This is a genomic window from Psychrobacillus sp. NPDC096389 (genome assembly GCF_044762855.1).
Lineage (GTDB): Bacteria > Bacillota > Bacilli > Bacillales_A > Planococcaceae > Psychrobacillus.
In genome coordinates this window covers 428,223-451,591 of sequence record NZ_JBIWFB010000001.1, presented here as the reverse complement: position 1 = coordinate 451,591, position 23,369 = coordinate 428,223, and the positions used below count along the sequence as shown (strand labels likewise).

Annotated in this window: 23 protein-coding genes; 1 reads left to right on the top strand and 22 read right to left on the bottom strand. The window is 39.3% G+C overall.

The window, feature by feature from the left end; genetic code table 11:
* Positions 1–5: 5 nt before the first annotated feature.
* The 17 genes from ACIQ38_RS02255 to ACIQ38_RS02175 all read right to left on the bottom strand — a co-directional run bounded on the left by ACIQ38_RS02255 (position 6) and on the right by ACIQ38_RS02175 (position 17,669).
* Positions 6–1,505, bottom strand: coding sequence for a sugar ABC transporter ATP-binding protein (locus tag ACIQ38_RS02255; RefSeq protein WP_402817404.1), 1,500 nt, complete (start codon positions 1,503–1,505; stop codon positions 6–8).
* Positions 1,506–1,654: 149 nt separating this feature from the next.
* The gene (locus ACIQ38_RS02250; RefSeq protein WP_402817402.1) at positions 1,655–2,413 is read right to left on the bottom strand and encodes a DeoR/GlpR family DNA-binding transcription regulator; all 759 of its coding nucleotides are present in this window, start codon (positions 2,411–2,413) and stop codon (positions 1,655–1,657) included.
* An 18-nt stretch (positions 2,414–2,431) separates the two neighbouring features.
* Positions 2,432–2,857 carry an RbsD/FucU family protein gene (locus ACIQ38_RS02245; protein WP_402817400.1) on the bottom strand — a complete coding sequence of 142 codons (426 nt, stop codon included), beginning with the start codon at positions 2,855–2,857 and terminating at the stop codon, positions 2,432–2,434.
* A gap of 561 nt (positions 2,858–3,418) precedes the next feature.
* Positions 3,419–4,336, bottom strand: coding sequence for an aminopeptidase (locus ACIQ38_RS02240; protein ID WP_402817398.1), 918 nt, complete (start codon positions 4,334–4,336; stop codon positions 3,419–3,421).
* Positions 4,337–4,354: 18 nt separating this feature from the next.
* Positions 4,355–5,020 (bottom strand): AroM family protein, encoded by a 666-nt coding sequence (locus ACIQ38_RS02235; RefSeq protein WP_402817396.1) that lies wholly within the window; start codon positions 5,018–5,020, stop codon positions 4,355–4,357.
* Positions 5,010–5,954: a DUF1177 domain-containing protein gene (locus tag ACIQ38_RS02230; protein WP_402817394.1), complete on the bottom strand. Its 945-nt coding sequence runs from the start codon at positions 5,952–5,954 to the stop codon at positions 5,010–5,012. Before ACIQ38_RS02230 ends, ACIQ38_RS02235 begins: the two co-directional genes overlap by 11 nt.
* Positions 5,955–5,973: 19 nt before the next feature.
* Positions 5,974–7,071 (bottom strand): S-methyl thiohydantoin desulfurase domain-containing protein, encoded by a 1,098-nt coding sequence (locus ACIQ38_RS02225; protein ID WP_402817392.1) that lies wholly within the window; start codon positions 7,069–7,071, stop codon positions 5,974–5,976.
* Positions 7,064–8,074 carry an ABC transporter ATP-binding protein gene (locus ACIQ38_RS02220; RefSeq protein WP_402817390.1) on the bottom strand — a complete coding sequence of 337 codons (1,011 nt, stop codon included), beginning with the start codon at positions 8,072–8,074 and terminating at the stop codon, positions 7,064–7,066. The genes ACIQ38_RS02225 and ACIQ38_RS02220 overlap by 8 nt, the downstream gene beginning before the upstream one ends.
* 2 nt (positions 8,075–8,076) lie before the next feature.
* Positions 8,077–9,084, bottom strand: coding sequence for an ABC transporter ATP-binding protein (locus tag ACIQ38_RS02215; RefSeq protein WP_402817388.1), 1,008 nt, complete (start codon positions 9,082–9,084; stop codon positions 8,077–8,079).
* Positions 9,085–9,090: 6 nt separating this feature from the next.
* A complete protein-coding gene (locus ACIQ38_RS02210; RefSeq protein ID WP_402817386.1) occupies positions 9,091–9,999 on the bottom strand; it encodes an ABC transporter permease in 909 nt (302 codons plus the stop codon).
* 13 nt (positions 10,000–10,012) lie between these two features.
* Positions 10,013–11,014 carry an ABC transporter permease gene (locus ACIQ38_RS02205; RefSeq protein ID WP_402817384.1) on the bottom strand — a complete coding sequence of 334 codons (1,002 nt, stop codon included), beginning with the start codon at positions 11,012–11,014 and terminating at the stop codon, positions 10,013–10,015.
* A 67-nt stretch (positions 11,015–11,081) separates the two neighbouring features.
* Complete coding sequence (locus ACIQ38_RS02200) at positions 11,082–12,701, bottom strand: ABC transporter substrate-binding protein (RefSeq protein WP_402817382.1); 1,620 nt, start codon at positions 12,699–12,701, stop codon at positions 11,082–11,084.
* 10 nt (positions 12,702–12,711) lie between these two features.
* The gene (locus ACIQ38_RS02195; RefSeq protein ID WP_402819561.1) at positions 12,712–13,497 is read right to left on the bottom strand and encodes an IclR family transcriptional regulator; all 786 of its coding nucleotides are present in this window, start codon (positions 13,495–13,497) and stop codon (positions 12,712–12,714) included.
* A gap of 731 nt (positions 13,498–14,228) precedes the next feature.
* Positions 14,229–15,086: a nuclease-related domain-containing protein gene (locus ACIQ38_RS02190; RefSeq protein WP_402819558.1), complete on the bottom strand. Its 858-nt coding sequence runs from the start codon at positions 15,084–15,086 to the stop codon at positions 14,229–14,231.
* A gap of 323 nt (positions 15,087–15,409) precedes the next feature.
* Positions 15,410–16,138 (bottom strand): amino acid ABC transporter ATP-binding protein, encoded by a 729-nt coding sequence (locus tag ACIQ38_RS02185; RefSeq protein WP_402817380.1) that lies wholly within the window; start codon positions 16,136–16,138, stop codon positions 15,410–15,412.
* Positions 16,139–16,159: 21 nt separating this feature from the next.
* Entirely contained in the window at positions 16,160–16,816 is a 657-nt protein-coding gene (locus ACIQ38_RS02180; protein WP_402817378.1) for an amino acid ABC transporter permease, read from the bottom strand.
* 31 nt (positions 16,817–16,847) lie between these two features.
* Positions 16,848–17,669 (bottom strand): transporter substrate-binding domain-containing protein, encoded by an 822-nt coding sequence (locus tag ACIQ38_RS02175; RefSeq protein ID WP_402817376.1) that lies wholly within the window; start codon positions 17,667–17,669, stop codon positions 16,848–16,850.
* Positions 17,670–17,908: 239 nt separating this feature from the next.
* Between ACIQ38_RS02175 and ACIQ38_RS02170 the strand changes: the two genes are divergently transcribed.
* Positions 17,909–18,472: a helix-turn-helix domain-containing protein gene (locus tag ACIQ38_RS02170; protein ID WP_402819555.1), complete on the top strand. Its 564-nt coding sequence runs from the start codon at positions 17,909–17,911 to the stop codon at positions 18,470–18,472.
* Between the two features lie 49 nt (positions 18,473–18,521).
* Here the strand turns inward: ACIQ38_RS02170 and ACIQ38_RS02165 are convergent, their stop codons facing one another.
* The 5 genes from ACIQ38_RS02165 to argC form a co-directional block, all read right to left on the bottom strand.
* The gene (locus ACIQ38_RS02165; protein ID WP_402817374.1) at positions 18,522–18,977 is read right to left on the bottom strand and encodes an SRPBCC family protein; all 456 of its coding nucleotides are present in this window, start codon (positions 18,975–18,977) and stop codon (positions 18,522–18,524) included.
* Positions 18,978–19,166: 189 nt separating this feature from the next.
* Entirely contained in the window at positions 19,167–20,291 is a 1,125-nt protein-coding gene (locus ACIQ38_RS02160) for an acetylornithine transaminase (RefSeq protein ID WP_402817372.1), read from the bottom strand.
* On the bottom strand, positions 20,288–21,064 hold the full coding sequence (gene argB / locus ACIQ38_RS02155; RefSeq protein WP_402817370.1) for an acetylglutamate kinase: 777 nt from the start codon (positions 21,062–21,064) through the stop codon (positions 20,288–20,290). The genes ACIQ38_RS02160 and argB overlap by 4 nt, the downstream gene beginning before the upstream one ends.
* The gene (gene argJ, locus ACIQ38_RS02150; protein ID WP_402819552.1) at positions 21,027–22,232 is read right to left on the bottom strand and encodes a bifunctional ornithine acetyltransferase/N-acetylglutamate synthase; all 1,206 of its coding nucleotides are present in this window, start codon (positions 22,230–22,232) and stop codon (positions 21,027–21,029) included. The genes argB and argJ overlap by 38 nt, the downstream gene beginning before the upstream one ends.
* A gap of 35 nt (positions 22,233–22,267) precedes the next feature.
* Positions 22,268–23,302, bottom strand: coding sequence for an N-acetyl-gamma-glutamyl-phosphate reductase (gene argC, locus ACIQ38_RS02145; RefSeq protein WP_402817368.1), 1,035 nt, complete (start codon positions 23,300–23,302; stop codon positions 22,268–22,270).
* Between the last annotated feature and the right edge of the window lie 67 nt (positions 23,303–23,369).

Below are 23,369 nucleotides of genomic sequence, written 5' to 3'. Positions count from 1 at the left end.
TATTGTTAGTGGAGCTGTGTTGCGAACTCCATTATTTTTTCTTGGGTCGCTTCTTCTGATGAAAGGACCCCTGTAATTTTCCCTTCTGACATGACGACAATCCGGTGACTCATTCGTAATATTTCTGGTAATTCAGATGAAATCATAATGATGGATTTGCCGCTCGATGCCAGTTCATCGAGTAGTTTATAAATTTCTCCTTTTGCACCGACATCGATTCCTCTCGTCGGTTCATCGAAAATGAGTATGTCGCAATCTCTTCGAAGCCACTTTGCGATAACAACTTTTTGCTGATTTCCTCCTGAAAGGAGTCTAATTTCTTGATCTACGGATGGTGTTTTAATTTTTAATTGTTCAACATATTTGACTGCTGTTTCTTTAATTTTGGAACCGCTTACAAATAATGAACTAGATTGATATTCTTTAATTGTTGCAAGCGCAATATTGGACTTCACATCCATATTGACTAGTAATCCAAACTGTTTGCGATCTTCGGATAGATAACCGATCCCTTGTTTTACTGCATCTGCCGGAGATTTTATTTTCACTTCATTGCCATGTAGTGTGATGGTTCCTTTTGTTGTCGGGTCAGCGCCAAATAGAACGCGGGCGACTTCGGTACGACCAGCACCCATTAGTCCGGCAAATCCGAGTATTTCTCCTTTTTTTAATTCGAATGAAATATCTTTTAATAAGGTCTTGGTGGAAATGTTGTTCACTTGGAGAACTGTTTCCTTTTGCCCTTCCGTGATGTTTGGCTTCGATTCTATGTACACATGTCGACCTACCATCAGTTGGATGACTTTACTCATTTCGGTTTCGATGGTGGTTAGTGTATCGACGTACGTACCGTCCCGCATCACTGTTATTCGGTCAGAAATTCGCTTTAGCTCATCCATTCTGTGCGAGATGTAAATGATTCCAACGCCTTTTGCTCGTAAGTTATTAATAATTTCAAAGAGGGTTTCGATTTCCGTTTCGGTTAGTGCGGTTGTTGGTTCGTCCATGATAAGAATTTTTGAGTTGAAAGAAAGTGCTTTTGCTATTTCGACCATTTGTTGCTTGGCTACAGTTAAATCTTGCACTTTTGTTTTGGGGTCTAAGTCTAAGTTGAGTTTTTCGAAAAGTTCCGTTGCTTGTTTGTTGAGTTGTTTGTCATTCACTAAAAAATTGAGAGCTCCTTTTGGCTCTCTACCTATGAAAATATTTTCAGCGATAGAGAGATCTTTCATCAAATTGAGTTCCTGGTGGATAATAGAAATCCCTAGTTCTTGTGCTTGTTTCGGTGAGGTGACGTTAATCTCGTTTCCTTGTAATGTGATGGTTCCCTCGTCTTTTTGATGAATGCCCGTTAGTATTTTCATAAGTGTGGACTTTCCTGCCCCATTTTCACCTACAAGTGCTAAAACCTCTCCATTGTGAAGATCAAGTTGGACATTGGATAGTGCTTTTACACCTGGGAAAGACTTTGAGATATTTTCCATTTTTAATAGAGGCTCCATCAACACCCCTCCTATTTGGTTTTATTTTTGTTTATCTGTGTTTTTGTTGATTATAAATGAATTTTTTTATAAAATCAATAGAATATTTAATAATTTCTGAATATTATTTTTGTTTTGTTTACTATATGCCACATAAATGGGCTTCAACCCATTTATGCATATAAAATGGCTATGTTTTTTTCTTCGAAATACTGTAAATATGTTTTATTTGCTTGGCTATCAATAATAATCGTATCCAGCATATCTTCTTTTTCAATATGGGCAAACGCTTTTTTCTCCAGTTTCGTGTGATCCAATAAGAGTATTTTTTCATCCGCCATTTCTATCATTTTACGTTTAACGATTGCCTGCTGCTCATTAGAATCACTAATTCCCCATTGTTTATGCAACCCTTTGCATGAGAAAAATACTTTATTTACATGGTAGCGCTCTAGTGTGTTGACCGTTAAAGGACCTACAAGTGACAGCGACGTTGGAGATAGATTTCCGCCAACTACGACAACCTGGACATTCGGTAGACCGGCAAGTTCCATTGTCACACGGATGGAATTTGTTAAGACGGTTATTTTATGATTTGTTAATAGTTTTGCGAGATAAAGTGCAGTTGAGCTGGCATCCAGAAAAATAATGTCATCATCTTTAATAAGTTTGATTGCCTCTCTAGCGACTGCCATTTTTTCTTCCTGATTCATTACTTCTCGTTGAAAATATGGAATGTCCCCCTCTTCTTCTTGCGTGGAAAATGCGCCACCGTGCGTGCGTGTGAGTTTTCCTTCCGTTTCCAGTTTTTCTAAATCACGTCGTATTGTTTCTTCTGATACTTTTAGAACTTTACTCAACTCTGAGACCCGAGCTGTTTTGTTTTTGTTTACAATCGTGATGATTTTTTTATGTCTTTCTGGTACTAGCATATTAGATTTCCCCTTTCATTAAGTGATAACGCCTTTTTTTAGAATTATATTGGCATATAGCGCCTGTTCACTTGTGGCAATGACCGCATAGGCTTGTTTCGCTTGCTCATAAAATTGGAATCGTTCTACTTTTGTTGGAATGATATTGCTGTTTCCGGTTTGTTTAAGAATATTGTTGTACTCTGACCATATTGGAGGAGTGCTTGCTTCCGGTCCGTGCATCATATAAAAGATAGAAGAACTGGCATAAGTGTCTAGCGGCATAAGGAGTAATATCGCTTCCAGTACTTCAGGAATATGGAGACCATCTAAGCGAATAAGATTTCGTGCATGTGATGCCGCCGGGAAATTTCCATCAGCAATGACAATTTCATCACCATGCCCCATCTCCATTAATACTTTTAGGAGATCAGGTGAAAGACATTTTGGAATATTTTTGAGCATTTTGTGGTTTCTCCTTTGTTTGTTTTTGTTTTTATTTAATAATAACAAATAATCAGAAATTTGAAAGAGTTTTTTTGAGAAGGAGGATGGGTTTGGCAACTAAATGAGTTTTTAGGAACTTTGGATATATGAGTGGATTCACTTGTTGCTTTAGGGAACTGATTTTACAGAAGAAAGAAGCAGAACAGCCAGTGTATCGTACGAAGGAATTAAACGCGTAGTGTAGAATACTATCCACTAAATAGTGGATAGAAAACAAAATATCATTACCTTGTAATTTAACTGCTAAATATAAAGGTAAACTTAATCGATGTATGTTTTGACCTTTATACATCAGGACTTTTCTTGCTGTATAAGTTTTGTAGCAGAACATAAATTTTGTCAGAAGATGTACTTTTTTCTCCTTAAAAATGTAACCCTGGAAATTTTACTAATAAGTAAAACTTCCAGGGCTATTCATTTTCAAGCTGGGTTTGTCCCAGCCTCTTTTATTGTCTTAAAAATAATAACTAAATCCCAGCTTACCAAAAGGTGTCTCTTAGCAAGACAATTGTTCAGATACTATTCCCACTTCAATATTGGTCCAATCGTTACACAATCAATATGTACATCTGTATTAATAACTCCGCCAAATGTATGATTTGAACCAAATGCTACATGGATGGTGTTGTAAGCTTTTTCATCTTCTAGTATAAGGCCAGTTACTCTAGCCTCATAATTCGTTCCAATTCCCAATTCACATAGTAAACGGCCGTCCCCGCTACCTAGTATACTGAAAAGTCTTTTTCCGATTTCTCCAGTTGCTTCTATTAGCCTACCTTTTTCAATTGTTAGCACAACTGGTTCAGACAATAATCCGATTCCTGCAATAGACCCTGTAATTTCTATTTGACCTTCTGCCTCATATTCAATTGGAGCTATATATGCTTCTCCAGAAGGTAAATTGCCCGAAGCAACTTTCTCTTTAAAAACACCGGTAGAGGCAATCCCCGGACGTTTCTCAAGTGGCATAAATAATGTATACTCACCGTTCGCTCCTGTTGTTACAGACAAACTTTTGGCTTGCGTTAACTTTTCTGCCATTTCAATTGTTTCTTTTTCTACTAAAGAATAGTCCGCTTTCATAGCTCCGTTTATGAACATGTCTTCGGTAATGCCTGGCATCGTAATAACACTTACACCATTCGCATTCGCATTTTTTCTAGCAACTGTATGCGTTAATGAATGTTTTGTTAGACAGAATACTACATCGTACTTTAACCACGTATCTGATATTTCTTGAGGAGGTTCCTCACCAGATCGACTACGATCTAACATTTCCATATAATCAGCTAACCGTTCATCATTTTTCAATGCTTCTACGAATCTTTTTGCTAAAATGCTAGTACTGGTATCACCCAACACTAACATTTTAGCAGTTGGTTCAAATGCAAAGTTATTGCGTAATATTCCTTTTACTGTTTGTTCAAATTCACTCATCGATCGTCCAGCTCCCATTCATGATAATTCCGATGCAACTCTTGCAACTACACTTCTAGCAAGTATTACTGGGATACCTGTTTCACTTAGTACAATTTCCTTATGCTTTTGGGTGTATCCCATGCAATCCATTATAATATATTTTGCTCCTGAATTTTTCAATTGGTTCGCTGCTTGAACAAAATCAGTGTCATTTACGTATGGGTTGGCTACTGCAAATTCTACTTGATACCCATTCCATTTCTCCCCAACACTGTCCATTTGTTCATCAATCGGAATTATTACACCGATTTTTTCATTTGTTACTACTCCAGATACTAGACCTGATAACATCCTATCAGGGAAAAGCAGAGTTTTATTACACTTCAAATCATTGAAAGTACCTGTACATAACAAAATAATAGAGTCCATCGTTTGTTCAAAATCATCAATTCGTTGCTGAATGAGTGGAACAATTTGTTTTTTAGACATTGTAGCAAAGGATCCATTTCTTAAACGCGATACATACGACACCTCGTCATCCTTTGGGAATAATTGATCGATTTCAGCCTGCGTAAGATTATCCAATGCTCCGGCTTCTATAATTTCACAGTTCGTATCAAAATAGGGTGTGATTTCTGGTATTAAATCGATGCGAGGAGATTGTCCAATCGTAATCACCCCTATTTTCTTTTTAGCTTTCAACTGTAGCACCTAGTGTTTGTAGCACTTTCATCGAACCATATAGTTTTTGTAAATGAGCAAATTCTTTTTCCGAATAAAATTCCGTTATATTTCCTGTAAATTCTTTTGCTACTTCTATAGAAAAACGTACGGCTTGTGCTATATCCACTTCATGACTAGCTCCAGTCCCACAACCTGGTACCGCTGATTGTGCAGTAAGTGCTAATCCTACTACTGGAACATCCGTCGCAACGGCCGGTTGTAATATACTATTAATATGATATACGTCGTTACCATATGGTGTAATATCTTGAGTTGTAATCGCAAATGTAATAGGATGCTCTCCTGTAGTCATCGTCATTATACGTAACAGGTCATCACTGAATTTTAAAATATAGCCCTCTTTAACAGTCGGTGAAAGTGCAATTCCTTTATGGTTGATCACCTGATTACCTCTTGTAGTATCAATAGAAATGATTGCATCTACCTCATCTAATACTTCATGTTGGTTCATCGTTAAAATGTCTACTGGCGAGCCCATAAAATCTACTGGCTCATGAGGTTCAGTAGGTGCATTCGGACAAATATGTGTCGTAATTGCTACATCACCAAGTAAACGATCACCTCTCTCAGACATTTCAGCCAATTTTAGTGCCGTCGATACAGCTGCAACTGCTCCATCAGCATCCGATACCATTCCAATACGTGCTGGTCGTGCCCCTACTCCGCCTAAACGACCTACAACACCAAGTGTTCGTGCTGTTCCACCTGCTCTTTTACCATTAGTACCAGCAACTATAATTTTCACAAAATCAGTAGAGCCTTGCTCCCCGTTAACAGTTGTGTAATCTACTTCTACATGTTTAAATCCTTTAAATAAATCAACGATCTGTTGTCCCCCTACATTTGGACTATCTATAATATCCATTACTTGCATTGTTTGTTTAAGTGCCATATTAATTTCCCCTTTTCTTCTATTGAAATAGTTTCGTTAAATAAGGTTTTAGTTCGATATCTAATACTTGTTCGATAATGTCATAGTTTTCTTCAATATACATTCCTCTGCCTAAGCGAAGGTTTTCATATGGTGCTGTACCTATAAATACTTCTTGGTTTTCAACCAGTTCAGCTGATGTGACTGGTAACCCTGTTTCTGCAGAGAAAGTCATGATTAAATCTGGGAATGTTGAAAAACGAGTTCCATCTTCCCCTGTGACTGTCATATACTCATTCCAGAATGTTAAGCTAAATTTTGCATCTGCTGTCTTAATATGGAGGAATCCTACATCAAAACCATCTATCGTTTTTAATTCGAAGTTTTCTACACTTCCTTTTGCAAAAACTTCCCCCCCAAGCACCTTCAAAGAATTTTCGACTTTTTCGAAAGGTGTTTTTCCAGATAAATTGGCTGTGCCAACTTCAATAGCATGAGAGATAGCATTCAGCGCCCCATTTTCTTTTACATACTGGACATTTACTGGGTTACGTGCCACTGCGACAACTCCCCCTGCTTGCACTGCTCCTTGTCGGATAAGTTTGGAACAAGTATCTAGATGCCCCTTCGTCAGAACTTCTACTCTATAATTCGTTCCTTTTTTTCCTCCTACACCCGCTTGGATAGATTCATAATCTTCTAAAAAGGGAAGGCCCATTGAGCCCATAATCCCTGTAGGATGTGCACGACCATTACATGCTGCATCGACAACTGGTATACCCATAATTGCCGATTGCAATAGACCGTTTACTGTTGCTGCTCCTCCGTTTTCATTGGTCATTAATGCTACAGGCTTACTCGGCATACTATCCACAATCATGTCAACCGCTTGCATATAATCGGTTGGTTTTAAATATTGGTTTTTAGCAGCTGGGGCCCCAACACCTGAGACAGTCAAAATGATGTCATTATCCGAAAACGTGTCGATTTGACGGATTTCCGGCTCTCCTAGTTCAAAGGCAAGCTCCGCTAATTGTTGTCCGGACTGGCGGGAACCACCACCACCGCCACCTAAAATACAACCACCGATTACTAAAGGTTCAATATGGTCTTTCGTTAACTTTTCTACTTTATACATGCAACTTCACCTTTCCGCTATCTATTTCTTCCGCGTAATGACAACTTGTATATGTGTTATATTTTGTTTTCGTAAAAGCAGGTCTTTCTAGACACTTTTCAGTGGCATATGGACAACGTGTATGAAATTTGCAACCCGAAGGCATTTTCGTTGGACTAGGGATTTCACCGTCCAACGGAATTTTGTGAGGAAGCATTGATTGTTCATTTTCATTTACTACTGGTATAGATGAAAGTAAAGATTGCGTGTACGGGTTTTGTGGATGTTTATACAAAGTTTCCACATCGCTATATTCCACGACACTACCTAAGTACATTACAGCTACGTTATCCGCAAAATTACGAACTAAACTTAAATCATGGGTAATGAATAGATATGTTAGGTTAAGTCGTTCCTGCAAGTCGCGCAATAATGTAATAATTTTCGCTTGAACCGAAACGTCAAGCGCTGAAGTAGGCTCATCCAATAATAATAATTTAGGATTTAAAGCTAATGCACGGGCAATTCCTATACGTTGCTTTTGTCCACCACTTAAAGAATGTGGATACCGGTTTAAAAATTCTTCTGGCAACTCTACTAATCTAATAAGCTCTTTCACACGAGCCTCTCGTGATTTTGCGTCACCGATATTATGAATTTTTAAAGGAGCTTCCAAAATGTCTTTTATTTTTTTTCTTGGATTTAAGGATGTAGATGGGTCCTGGTGAACCATTTGCATTTCTTGCTTCAATTTTTTTAATTCATTTGCCGTTAAGTTCGTAATATCACGACCGTCAAATATAATGGAACCTTCTGTGACGTCATAAAATCGCATAATTGATTTTGCGAAAGTTGTTTTACCAGAGCCTGATTCACCAACGATGGCTAATGTACTTCCTCGCTTTAAATTTAAGGAAATATCATCGACAGCCTTCACATCGCCCACTTTCTTCTTAAAGAAACCTTTCGTAATAGGAAAGTATTTTTTTAACTGATTTATTTCTAAAACGGTATCTTGCGCCATAGTTAAGCCTCCTCTCTATAAAGATGACAAGCTACCTCTCTATTCTCTTCCACCCTTATTAAGTTTGGGCGAGTGTATTCACATATAGGTTTACGAACCTCGCAACGATCATAGAATCGGCAACCTTTTGGCGGGTCTAAGAAGTTGGGAATTTTCCCATCGATTCCATCACCCATTTCTCCATTCAACTTTGGTATGGATGACAATAATCCTTTTGTATAAGGATGGTAGGATTGTTCAAATAGTATATTTGAATTTCCCTGTTCGATTACTTCCCCCGCATACATAACATACACACGGTCACTAATAATACGGGCTACACCCAAATTATGCGTTATGAAAATCATCGAAATTCCTTCTTCTTTCACAAGACGCTTTAACTCCAATAAAATTTGGTCTTGAACCGATACATCCAGTGCAGTTCCTGGTTCATCGGCAATTAGTAGCTTTGGTGTATGCATTAGTGCTAAAGCAATGACAATTCGTTGACGCATACCGCCACTCAGTTCGACTGGATATCTTTTCATAATGGCTTCGGGATCTGGAATCCGCATTTTGTTCAATACTTCAATAGCTCGTTTGTATGCTTCCTGCTTGAGGCTTTTACTAACAAACACTCCATTGAACAGATTCCGACTCTTCCCTTTCCACATATATACATCCATCAGTTGTTCACCGATAGTAAAAACTGGATTTAAAGCAGTCATTGGATCCTGAAAAATCATTGAAATTCCGCTGCCTCTAAGCTCTTGCCATTCTTTTTGATTAAGTTCTAACAGACTTTTATTTTCATATTTTATATCGCCTTCAACATATTGAGCAGGAGGAGTCGGTACAAGACCTAAAATCGAGCGCACTGTAACAGATTTCCCACAGCCAGATTCTCCTACCAAAGAGATAACTTCTCCCTTATTTACCTTTATGCTCACCCCATTAATGACTTGGGAAACTCCCTCATAAGACGAGAAATTAACTTTTAAATTTTCAATTTCTAATAAAGCTTCTGCCATTTATATTCACTCCCCGTCTACCTGAACATCAAATACATCGCGTAAGCCGTCACCTAATAAGTTGAATCCTAAAACAGTAAATAAAATCGCAAGACCAGGGAAAGTAGCTTGCCACCACATTTCAGGTAAATAGACACGTCCCTCTGCAATCATTGTTCCCCATTCCGGAATCGGAGGTTGAGCTCCAAGACCCAAGAATCCTAGACTCGCACCTGTTAAAATAACGAAGCCCATGTCTAATGTTGCTTTTACAATGATTGTTGATGTACAGTTTGGTAAAATTTCCGTAAAGGCAATTCGCCATTTACTTGCTCCAAGCCCTTCAGCTGCTAGTACAAATTGTTCTGACTTTAAGCTAAGTACCTCACCCTGTACTAAACGAGTAAACCATGGCCACCAGCCAAAAGAAATGGCAATCATAATATTCATTAACGTTGGTTCCAAAATAGCTGCAACAGCCAAAGCTAATACTAATGAAGGAATCGCTAAAAATATATCTGTTATGCGCATGATAACAGCATTTACTTTTCCACCCCAGAAGCCTGCAATTAGACCAAGTGGTACACCAATGCCGATTGCAATCGCTAATACAGTAATTCCTAGTACTAAAGAAATTCTAGCCCCATAAATAATACGACTTAAGATATCTCTTCCTACTTCGTCTGTTCCAAAGAAATGCTCTAAACTTGGCGGCTGATTCATTTTATCGAACGCAATCGTATTACCTACTGCATCCCCTGGATAAGGTGCTATTACCGGTGCAAATATGGCAATTAGAATAATTCCGATAACCATGATTAGCCCTAGCATGCTTAATTTACTTTTTTTCATTTTGTACCAAGAGCGTTTCCATTCTTCTTTTCTACTATTAAAAGCAGGCGTTACTGGTATGTTTGAAGAGTTTTCTGCATTCATTTTTTCTCACCGCCTAAGCATTATATTTAATACGTGGATCTATCAAGCCATACAAAATATCAACTATTAAATTGGTAATTGCAAACACAGCACCAATGACTAAGGTCACCCCTACAATGGCGTTATAATCTTTATAAATAACACCTTGTACACCATACTGTGCCATTCCTGGCCATCCGAAAACTGCTTCTACTAAAAAGGCATTTCCGAGTAAAGCACCGAAGGATAGTCCGATAATCGTTAAAGTTGAAGCAAATGCGTTTTTAAGCATATATTTATATACAATCATGACTTTTGGTAGGCCATAAGAGGTTGATGCTAAAATATAATCTTTCTTTAATTGCTCAAGCATATTCGATCTTGTTAAACGCATAATTTGCGCGGTCGTTGCAATGGATAGTGCAATGGAAGGCAAGATAATATGTTTTAAAGAATCAATAAAGGCCGGAAAGTTCAATGTAAGTATGCTATCGAATAGGCGCATACCCGTAATATTCTCTGGCACAATATTTCCTCTTCCTACGACCGGCAATAAAGAGAACCAGTAGGCAAAAACAATTTGAAGCATAATCGCAATCCAAAACTTTGGTAGAGCTACACCCGACAACGAAATAATCCGTGTAAAATGGTCTTGCCATTTATCCTTCTTCACCGCAGAAATGACTCCTAGAGGAACACCAACTACGATGGCGATAAGCATCGCAATTATCATTAATTCAAATGTCGCGGGAAAGGTTTCAAAAATATCTACCGCTACATTTCGATCAGATTGAAGGGAAATCCCCATATCCCCTTTAAAAACACCTTTAATATAATTAAAATACTGAACGTAAATTGGATCGTTTAAGCCCATTGATTCTTCCATCGCTTCTATTTGTTCAATGGTAGCTTCGGGACCTAGTTTTAAACGAATAGAATCCCCCGGCATAACACGCGATAGAGCGAAAATCAGGATGGAAAGGCCTAATAAGACAGGGATCATTTGCAAAATACGTTTGATTAAAAATTCTTTCATCAGTCCACTTCCTATTCATTTTATGAAAAAGGAAGGTATTCAATAATACCTCCCCCTCTCCAAGTTTTTATTTCACTCGCAAGTAATAGAAACCTAAATCATATCCTAAGATTCCAACGTATTTATAGTTTTCTACATAATCTCGGAAAGCAATTCTATGGTTAGGATTTGCAATGTAAATGGAAGGTGCATTTTCATTTATGAGTTCTTGCGCTTGTTTATACAATGACATTTGTTCCTCTTCAGAAGTTGATTTACGTGCAGCTTCTAATACTTCTGTTGTAGCTTTATCATCATACCAGCTGGATGAACGATAGCTTCCATGAGCACTTGGATGATAAATTCCGTACGTATGGCTATCTACGTGCGGGTATTTTAAAGTATCTGAAATAGCTACTAAATGTGGAGTTGTCTCGACATTTGCTGTAGCCTCTGTTACAGCTGTCCATGGTCCACCGTTTAATTTAACAGTAATGCCAATCTCGGCTAAGTTACTTTGTAATAATTGTGCTAATTGTCGTTGAGATGGTGTATCCGCCAAATACATAAATTCTATTTCTAAATCTTGACCTGCATATTTAGACTTCGCTAAATATTCTTTTGCTTTTTCCACGTCACGTTGATATGAAACTAAATCATCATTGTGTCCAGGTACAAGAATTGGCACTGGACCAACAGCTTGTGTTGCCTTATTTAATATTTGATTATTAGCAGTTTCATAGTCGAATGCATATAGAATTGCTTTGCGCACATTTATATCATCTGTAGGTGCTTTTTGCGTATTGATCGGTAAGTGTTGTAATTGAACACTTGGATCTTCTTGGACTACAATACCTGATGCTTTTTTAAATTCTTCATACGTGTCTACAGTTAACCATTGGTGAACCATATCAGCATCGCCAGAATTTAACATTGTTTTTACAGTAGCTTGTTCAGTAATAATTTTCATTTGAATTTCTTCCAGTTGATTCTCAGACCAACCTTTCCAGTATGAGTCGCTCTTAGCAAATGTTAACTGTGCTCCACGATCCCATTCTTTTAAAGTATATGGACCTGATCCAGCTGTTGTATTTTCTAAATAAGCTAAACCGTAGTCACCATTGTCTCCGTATTCACCTGTTTTTTGGTTTTCTTGAAGTAATTTGCTATCGACAATGAATAACTGTGTCAAAGTTGAGATGAAAGGTGCGTATGCACTATTTAGTGTAAATTGAATTTGTGTATCATTTAATGCAACTACATTTTCAGCCTCTAAAATACCTGTCCATAACCATGAAAAACCTTGGTTAATCTCCATCATTCGTTGAATCGAATACACTACATCGTTTGCAGTTAATGCATTACCGCTTTGAAATTTCACATCATCACGAATGTTGATCGTGTAAACTTTTCCATCCTCTGAAGTTGTCCAATCTGTTGCAATGTGAGGACCTGGATCCATTACACCTTCTTCTATTTTCGGATAAACTAATGGATCATAAGTATTCAATATCGCAATTAGCTCTGTTTCATCTGTATGCTTAGCTGGGTCAACCGTCCCCACTACTTGTTGTGCCACATAAACAAAAGGTCTATCTTTTTTAGCGGTCGAACTACTAGTCCCAGCAGTCGAGCTTTCGCCACTACAAGCAACCATTACTAATAGCGAAACTATCATTGTTATAGTTAATAATAATTTTCTTTTCATAAATATCCCCCTAAGTATATTGATTAATATTTTGTCTAGTAATTTTGAAGTCTATGATATATCTCTGAACCACTTCTTTCATTTCTAACAGACTAGCTACGTTTTCTTGAATAGTCCCTTCATGTAAACGATATGTTGGTCCCGCAATTGTAAATGAACCCATCACTTCATTGCGACAATCGAATATAGGCACCGCGATACCAGTTACATCTTTCGTAGCTTCCCCAAACGTACAATACCATCCTTGCTCTCGAATAATTGTCAAGCGTTGAAGAATTTCCTCTTTTGTCATTGGTGTATAATCTGTGAACTTAACCAATTGCTCATCGAGTAACCTAGCCAAGTCTTCTTCTGGAACGAAAGCTAAAATGACCAGATTGGAAGCACCTGCATGTAAAAGTCTTTTCGAGCCTATATCAAAGATAAATCGAATACTTTGAACTTTACTTTCCTCTACTGCTATCGATGTTCCGTATAAATCATCTCTCCAAGTTAAAAAAGTTGTTTCTCCAACTTTATTGCTTAAGTCCTTCATGTAAGGTCTAACAATATCAACAAATGAAATACTTTCCTTGAACATCCAACTAAACTCATACATCTTAAATCCAACCTCATACTGCTTCGTTACTTCATTTACCACTAAATAGCCCATTGTTTCAAAAGTAGAGAGAATCCTGTGCACCACTGTAGTCCCCAGATTTACTTCCCGCGAAATCTCCCGTACACCCCAACTACTCTTTTTCTTAAACAATTCTAAAACTTGTATTGCATTAACTAACGATTTTAACTCTCCGATATTATATGCACCCCATCCATTAGTGTTCCGATTATCGGAACAGTGTTTCGAATTTTCTTATAATTTGAATTATATAATTTCATAACTTATAAATCAACATGTTTTCAGAAAAAAATAAAACTTTAGAGTATTTGATTAACTAATTGTTCGATTAATCATCACATTTTAGAATAGACCAGGTGCCGTTTAAACGTTTGGTGCGCAGAACAAATGTTCCCCTTAGAGGTTTACTTTTATGAAATAACTTAAATTAGGACTAGACAACTCAATACTCATAAGTTAAGTTTTAGAATTTTAATTATTGAAGTAAGATTTTGTTGTTTTGAAGTGTATTTGAGGCAAAGTAGGTGTCTCGTTGTTAGAATAGGGGCTAATACCTGACGTATAGAGGAAAATGCCAAATCGAAATGGTAAACTTTATTGCTTAGTTAGGCACCATGTATAAACGCGGACTCACTAAATACGCGTAGTGCAGACCATCAAAACAGTAAGTTAGCAGATTTGATGAATACTTGTTTGATTTTGCTGTTGTGTAATCCTAGGTTATTATAGTCCATTCTTTTATGAGTCTCGTCCGGAGTGTGCTATGTGGTGGTCAGGCTTGTTTATGTGGTAGTCAATTTGATTTATGTGGTAGTCCAGCTGGTTTATGTGGCACTCGCAACAAGTTATGCGGTGGTCGTGAGTTTTGGATGGAAAAAGGAAGCCAACGTGTTTGATTGGCTTCCTTTTTATTTTTGAATAGTCGGTTGTGTAATTTTGGTATATTGGGTTGATTTTTTATGACCGCTTTTTTGTAAGTGCATTTTTTGTAGGCTGTTATAGATTGTGTATCTGGAGTTTATTTGCAAGTAGTACATACAGTCTTTTACTGATATGTTGGGTTTGATTAGCATAAATAGGTCTTCTATATTTCTCGGAAGCGGATTGGTGTCTTTAGTTTTACAGGTGTTGCATATCCAAGTTCGTAGGGATTTTCTTAGTAGTGTAGCATCGCAATGTTTGCATAGGACTCCTTTCTTCAAGTTCTGGGGATTTATGTTGAATCGTTCGCATAGCGGTTTTGATGGAAAGTTCTTATTTAAACTTATTAGTTTGTTTGCAAAAAAGGAGAGTTGTTCTTCGGTTAGAACTGGTGGTAATTTGTTTAGGTTTTGGATAAACAAAGGGAATTGTTTTACGAAAAAGATATTTCGATTTTTAGGAGCATTTTCGATTATTGTGTTTCTGGATGGGAAAACGAGTGCTTGGTGAATAGGTAGCATTAGGTTAACTTTCGTTAAGATTATGCTGATTCCATCGGAGTTTCTGTCTAGTTGGACGATGGGACAATCGAGTGGTTTTTCTTCTTTGTTGTCTTTGATTCGCAATAGTTTGTTTGGATATCCTTTGAATAGAAGGATACCTGTTATGTTTTTGACTTCGGTAATTAGGATATAGGATTGCGTTAGGATTAGGGTGTCAATCTGGATGTATCTTGTCGCGTGGAGGCGGATGTGTAGGTCTGGAATGATGTACACTCGGTGTGGAAATTGTACTTCTTCAATGAATTTGTCTACGCGTAATTCCCCGTAATAGCCGGCGTTTATTTGGTCTATTTTTTCTAGAATGGTCGGGTATTTTTCGTGGTCTTTTGGTAGGCGGGCTTTTAGTCGGGCTAGTGCTTGATGGTCAGCGGATTCTGGTCTAATGATTTCTATTGTAATTGCTCCTTTCTATCGATATGGGTATAGGTTAGCAGATTGTTAGGCGGAAGGCAATTGTTTGATTGATGTATGTGGCGGTTGGGTCTGGTTATGTGGTGCTCAAGGTAGATTATGTGGTACTCGGGTTAAGTTATGTGGTACTCCAGATGGATTATGTGGTACTCAATCCTTATATGTTTTATCCAAAGAAAAACCACTAGACGAGTCTAGTGGTTTAGTACTTTGGATAAGAAGTCTTGGGCGCGTTGCGTGTCTGGGTTAGAAAAGAATTTGTTTGGTGCTGCGCGCTCGACTATTTTGCCGTCTGCCATGAAGACTATTTCGTCGCAGATTTCTTTGGCGAAGCCCATTTCGTGTGTTACGACGACCATGGTCATGCCGTCTTTTGCTAATTTGCGGATGGCATCGAGCACTTCGGTTACCATTTCTGGGTCGAGTGCGGATGTTGGTTCGTCAAATAGCATGACTTGCGGGTCCATTGCGAGTGCTCGTGCGATGGCTACACGTTGTTGTTGGCCACCTGAGAGTCTGCTTGGATACGAGTCGAATTTGTCTCCTAGACCGAGTGATGTTAGTAGTTCTTTCCCTCTTTTTTCTGCTTCTTGTTTGGAAAGCCCTTTTACTTTCATCGGTGAAATTGTGACGTTTTCTAGTGCTGTTAGAAACGGAAACAGGTTGAAGCTTTGGAATACGAAGCCGATGTTTAGTCGCGCTTTGTTGATGTCCGTTTTTTTATCGTGGATGGATATTCCATCGACGATGATTTCTCCGTTGTCGATTGGCTCTAGTGCATTGATCGTTCGGATGACGGTTGATTTTCCTGCGCCACTTGGTCCGATTAGTGCTACTACATTCGATTTTGGTACTTCGAGCGAAACGTCGGTTAGGACGTGGTGGGCACCGAAGCTTTTATTGACATTTTTAATAGAGATCATTTGGGTACACCCTCCTTGCCGTTATGTTTCGCTTTTCAGTAATCGTTTTTCGAAGTATCGAATGATTAGTGATAAGCTGAATGTCATGATGAAATAGATTAGTGCAACGAATGTCCATACTTCGATTGAGCGGAACGATGTTGCTACTAGGTTTTTTGCGTTTAGTGTTAACTCAGTCGCTGCAATTACTGATACAAGAGACGAGTCTTTTATTAGCATAATAAATTGTGATGCAAGTGGTGGCAATACTCGTCTAAATGCTTGTGGCAAAATAATATGCGTCATTGCCTTTGCATGAGACATGCCAAGTGATCGTGCCGCTTCCATCTGTCCTTTTGGTACAGCTTGAATACCTGCACGAACGATTTCTGCAATGAATGCACCTGCAAATATTGCAAGTCCCCAAATCGCTCCCCAATAGGAACCAAGCTTTAAGAATTGTCCAAGTACAAAATAAATCCAAATAAGTAAAACAAGCAGTGGAACACCGCGAATGATTTCTACATAAATAGAAGATATCAATCTGAAAATCTTGTTTTTCGAAATACGCCCCATTCCAAAGATAACGCCTATTGGGATAGCAATAAGAATGGCTAATAAAGAAATTTCTAATGTTTTTAAGGCCCCGTCAATAAAGACGTCCATATTACGCGGGATAACACTCCAGTCGTATGTCATCGTTGTACCTCCTCTAGATTGCCAGAGTGTCCTACTCTTCTACTACTTCACCTAACCAGTCAGAAGTTTCAAACCATTTTTCGCGAGATGCAAGTTCTGCTGGGCTTCCTAGGTAACTGTTTAAGAATGAGTTTACCCATTGGATTGTTTCAAAATCATTTTTCTTCAGTGCGATTCCTAGGTTTTCAGTTGAGATTAAACCTTCTAATTGTCTTACTTTGTCTCCATTTTGTAATTTCCAAACCGCGATTGCCGGCTCGTCATAAACGATCCCATCCGCTTTTCCTGCTGCTAGAGCTGCTGCTGCATCTGGGAAGTTTTCGAAGTCCATTACTTCTGCGTTTTTAAATACATCTTTTGCAAGCAATGCACCAGTAGTTCCGATACCTACTGCAATTTTCTTGCCTGCTACATCTAGGTCTTGCCATGTTTTAGTCGCTGTATCTGATCCTGGAAGCATTACTGCTTGACCAGTTTGGAAGTATGGATCGGCAAAGCTTACTGCAAGTGCACGGTCTCCGCGAATCGTCATACCAGCGAATACCATATCTACTTCCCCAGTTTGTAGTGCAGGAATAAGACCGTCAAAAGTAAATTGTTTGTACTCAATTTCCACCCCAAGTGCAGCCGCAAGTGCTTCTGCAGTGTCTGCGTCATATCCAACGAAATCACCGTTTGGATTTTTCATATCAAACGGGAAATATCCTGTCGACATCCCGATGACTAACTTTTTGTTTTTTAGTGCTTTTTGAATGGTTGAGTTTTCTGTGGATACTCCCCCACCCGAATCATTGCTACACCCTGCAATGATTAACATGGTAATCATTAATACTGCCGCTAACCATTTCTTCATGTTTTTTCCCCCATTTTTTTAGAATTAATTCAGTTCCCCTTCTGAAACTAGTGAATTATTAGTAGTATAAATTATTATTATTCAACTGTCTACATAATAAATAAATAGTTATAATATTATTATTATTGATTCTATTTGCAAAAAGGTGCAAAATAGAAATAACACTATATTATATGAATATCATTTGTGCTTTATTATATGTTTCATTATTCTGTCATTTGTATTTTTATTCAAAAGGGGTGGATTTGTTGGAATTTCCAAAAGGTGAGATAGGTAAACGAGTGCGGTATTTGCGTAGGTTGCAAGGGTTGACGTCAGAGGAGCTGGCTAGGTCAGCGGGTGTGAGCCAAAGTATGATTTCCCAAATAGAGCGGGGATTGGTTTCTCCTTCTTTGGAGACACTTTGGAATTTGAGTCATAGTTTGAAAGTGCAGATCTTTTCTTTTTTCGATACAGATATAGCAACGGCGGTATCCATTACACGGGCAGGGGAAGCCAATGTGGTAAAGCGGGTACGATCGAATGTAAGTTATGAGTTGTTGTCGCCTAGCACTGGGAAACAGATGAGTTTTTTTAAGATGATTGTCGCGCCTGGAGAGGATTTGGACACGCCTTTTTTGTTTCACGGCGGCGAGGAATGTGGCATGATTTTGTCTGGTTGTCTGCGTATAGAGTTAGAAGGAGAGTGTCATACACTTTGTCAGGGAGATAGTATTTACTTCGATAGTTCGCAGCCCCATCGTTTTTTTAATATTGGCAAGGAGGATGCGGTGGCGGTTTGGACGATGACCTCTAATTTTTAGAGGTGATTATGTATAGAAAAGCTCTTTGCCTTGGCGAAGAGCTTTTGTTTTATAGATCTTTTAGTGCTTCCGTGCGTACTAGTTCAACAAAGTCATTTACTACTTTTTCGTTTTGTTTTTTGCTGCCCATCTTAGATAAAATGCGACCTATGAAATTGACACCTTCGTTTTGGCCGGTGTATATAAATCTAGTGGAATTATCGTCTATTTTAATTAGGGTGAATCCAGCTTGAATTTTAAATAAGTTCGCTAAGGTGAATTCTATTTTGTTGTGTTTTTTATGTGTGGTATTTTCGTATTCGATGTCTGTCACGATATACGTTTGGGTTCTTTTACCTTCTTTGTAGGTTTGCTCATAGGTGGAGCCGACGACACCTTCTTTTATTTCTAGTGGTTTGTGTTCTACTATGTTTGGCATGACTCTTTGGATGTTGTCGAGGTCAAATAGGTTCCATATTGTTTCGATTGGTACGGGGATGGTGATTTCTTTGTGCCAAGTTAGCATGTGTGCGCTCCTTTTTATAGGTAATAGTTGGTCAATTTTTCTAAAGTGTACCATATTAATGGGTGATTGCAATGGTTGTTTTTGGGCTCGGAGGTTTATTTGAAAACCGGAAAAAGACCGTCCTATTGATCGGGCGGTCCTAGGTATGAATAGCGATTCTCTGAGCGCTTTAATTCAAGTTATTGTTTGTTATATTAATATAGAAGAAAGTATGTCCACGGCTTGGTCGATTTCATCGGTTGTGACGGTTAGTGGTGGCAGGAGTCGGATGACATTTGGACCTGCTGAAACTAGTAATAGGCCGGTTTTTTCTGCTTGGTCGATGAATGGTGCGACTTCTTCTTCGCAAGCAATTCCTAGTAGTAGTCCTGAGCCGACTATTTTATGATTTGGAAGTGCTTCTTTTAATTTGCCCAAAAAGTAATCAGATTTTTCATTTACTGAATTTATAAATTCGGTCTGAAACGCATTGTCTAGGACGGTTTGTGCAACAGCTACTGCTAGTGGGTTTCCACCGAAAGTTGTGCCGTGCGTACCCGGGCTAAAGGTGTCGTATATAGCACTAGTGCCTAGCATAGCGCCGATTGGAAAGCCGCCACCAAGCCCTTTTGCGAGCGTCATAATGTCTGGTTTTAGGACGGTTTGCTCGTATGCGTAGCGAGTGCCGGTGCGTACTATGCCAGTTTGTACTTCGTCGATAACGAGCAAAATGCCTTTTGATTCGCAAATGTCTGCAATTGCTTGTGCGAATTCTGGTGTGACTTGGTTTACGCCACCTTCCCCCTGGATGACTTCGAGCATAATTGCAGCTACTTCATCGTCGATTGCAGCTTCTAATGCCGATATGTCATTGAACGGGATGGTGCGAAATGTTTCGAGTAATGGTCCAAAGCCTTGTCGCACTTTATCTTGACCGGTTGCGGACATTGCTCCGAATGTTCTACCATGGAATGATTTTTCGAAAGTGATGATAACGTTTTTGCCAGTGTGTTTTCGTGCCATCTTGATTGCAGCTTCGTTTGCCTCTGCTCCGCTGTTACAGAAAAATGCATGTGCGAGATGCGTATCTTCTACTAGCGTTGCGGCTAGTTTTTCTTGTTCTGGACTTTCGAATAAATTTGAAGTGTGCCAGAGTTTTTCACTTTGTTGTTGAATAGCTTCTACTATTGCAGGGTGCGCATGGCCGAGACTTAAGACGGCGATACCACTTGTGAAATCGAGATATTGTTTTCCGGTTTCGTCTGTAACAACCGTGCCTTTCCCTTGCACGATATGGACTGGTCGGCGTGCGTAGTTTTGAAATAATGCGCTCATGCGAATACCTCCTGCTGTAAAATGGTCGTTCCTTGTAGTGTTTCGCCGACGATTTGGACGGACGGGATGCCTTCCGCTAGACAATCTAGGGCCGCTGTTACTTTTGGAATCATTCCTCCGTATATGTCTTCGGATTCGATCCAGTCGTTTATTGCTTTAGCAGTTGTAGACTGTTGCACCTCCCCGTCAATTTTAATACCTGGTGTGTCCGTTACTAGTAGCAAGCTTTCTGCTTTTATTGCTAATGCAATCTTGCTCGCTACCGTATCGCCGTTTATGTTGAGGGGTGTGCCGTCATTGGCGCAGCCGAAGCATGAAATGACTGGTGTGATGTCGTTTGCTAATAGCGTATCGAGCAGTTTTGCATTCACTTCTTTTATTTCTCCAACAAAGCCGTATATGTCTTTGTTTAGAAATGTGCAAGTTAGTAATTTGTCATAGCCGCTCAGTCCGATTGCAGTGATCCCGCCTTTATTCAGCTGGTGAACGAGGGTTGGGTTTACTTGACCGATTAGAGTGGACTGGACGATTTCTACTGCTTCTTCGGATGTTATGCGGATTCCCCCTACAGTTGTAGAGGTAACGCCGTTTTTTTCTAGTTGCCTATTGATAGCTGGACCTCCACCGTGGACGATGATGAGGTCGGTGCCTTGTTGTTTCATGTTTCTGAAATTCGCGATATGGGTTTCATTTAACCTTTCGAGCATGCTTCCGCCAAGCTTGACGACGATGCGTTTAGGAGCGGTAGGTTGCGTTGATTTGGACATAGTCATACGTAAGATCGCACCCCCATGCTATTCCTTGGCCGTCGCCACTATTTAGTTCGACGGTAATTTTCACTTCATGCAGTTTTAAATAATTAAATAAATCGTCCTCTGAGAAAGGTACTGGTTCGCCTTTATCGACTACATCAGCGTCTCCGATTTTGATTTTGATAGCGTTTGGGTCAATTTGAGCACCGCTACGACCAACCGCAGCAATGATTCTCCCCCAGTTTGCGTCGCTTCCAAAAATAGCCGTTTTAACAAGTGGCGAGCCAACTACGGTTTTTGCGATTTTGCGCGCTTCTTCATCTGTCGCTGCTCCTTGCACTTCCACTTCGATTAGTTTTGTTGCACCTTCCCCGTCTTTAGCAATCATTTTCGCTAAATCTTGGGATACTGCATGGAGCGTTTGGACAAAGCAATCCCACTCCGGATGTTCCGGTGTAAGTGTGTTGTTTTCCGCTAGACCATTTGCCATTACGACAACCATATCATTTGTCGACGTGTCACCATCCACTGTAATGGAGTTGAACGTTACGTCGGTGATGGATTTAAGCGCTGCTTGCAGATGGTTCGATTCGATGTTCGCATCAGTTGTGATAAATCCTAGCATCGTCGACATATTCGGTTCGATCATTCCAGAACCTTTTGCAGTTCCGGCAAAGATTACTTCTTTCCCGTCGATTGTTGTTTTGTATGACGTGTTTTTTGTAACAGTATCTGTTGTCATGATTGCTTGTGCGAAACCCATCGCACCTTCCAGTTCGTCGATCGGGTGTAATTTTTGGATACCTTCTAACAGCGGCTCCATTTTCATGATTTCACCAATTACCCCAGTGGAAGCAACGCCTACTAAGTTTGGGTTGATGCCTAGTTTTTCTGCTGTTTTTTGTTGCATTGTGTAGGCATCAGTCATCCCTTGTTTACCAGTGCAGGAGTTTGCGTTTCCTGAGTTGACGATGATTGCTTGCATTTTACCAGTGTTTTGCACGACTTCTTTTGTTACGAGTAGTGGTGCTGCTTGAAAAACGTTCGTCGTGAATACTCCTGCAACACTTGCAGGGACTTCGCTGACTAATAGTGCTAAGTCTTTTTTCTTATGCTTTAGTCCGCAGTGGATGCCGGTCGCTTTGAAGCCTTTTGGTGATGCAATATTTTTATATGAAATTGATTTCATTGTAGTTACTGTTGTCAAATGAATTCCTCCTAGTTTTAAATGAAAAGTGGGACTTGCTGAAGGCCTGACGTTTGATCTAAACCGAACTGGACGTTCATGTTTTGAATCGCTTGCCCGGCTGCTCCTTTTACTAAGTTATCGATCACCGAAACGATAGTCGCTCGGTTCGTTCTGGGGTCCAGTCTCACGTGTACATCACAGAAGTTTGAGCCGTACACTTGGTTCGTGCCGAATTTGTTCGTTTCTTTGATGATTCGGACAAATGGGTGGTTGGCGTATGTTTCTTCTAGTGCGTTTGTGAGTTGTTGTTCTGTTACCCCTGACGTTACCGGTGCATAACTAGTGGAGATAATCCCTCTCGTCATTGGTACTAGATGAGTTGTAAATGTGACCGGCGCTGTTTTACCTGCAAAGTTAGTGATTGCTTGCTCGATTTCCGGTATATGTTGGTGTTCATGAATTTTGTAAATCGCTGTGTTTTCGTTCGTTTCGCTGTAGTGGGTCATTTGGTTCGGCTTGTTGCCTGCACCGGAAATGCCACTTTTCGCATCGATTACTAGCTGTGATGGATCGATAAGGTTTTCTTTGATAAGTGGAAGTACAGAGAGTAAGACAGCAGTCGGGTAGCAACCCGGATTTGCGATTAATTGCGCTTGCTGAATTGCTTCTTCGTTCCATTCCGTTAGACCGTATACACTTTGCGCGACTGCTTCCGGTGGCGCTGGTGTTTTTTTGTACCACTGCTCGTATTCGGTTGCATTTTTTAAACGGAAGTCACCTGACAGATCGATGAGTTTTGGTCCCGCTCCGATTAATGGAGGTAAAAGTTCTGTGGAGACTCCTGATGGTGTGCTCGTAAAAATAACGTCGTAGTTTGCTAGTTTATCATTTTCGATTTTCAGTAATTTCTGATCGTAAATATTCAATAAATGTGTATATTTATTCGAAAACTGAATTCCCTCTTCCGAAGAAGTGAACAAATCAATGTTTTCAACTTCTTGGTGGCTGTGAAGAAGCCGAATGAGCTCTAGCCCTCCATAACCCGTTGCACCAATAATACCAACTTTCATTTCGTTCACCTCTTCGTTTATATTAAAATCAGTATACTTCTGCATAATTATAAAGTCAATTGTATTT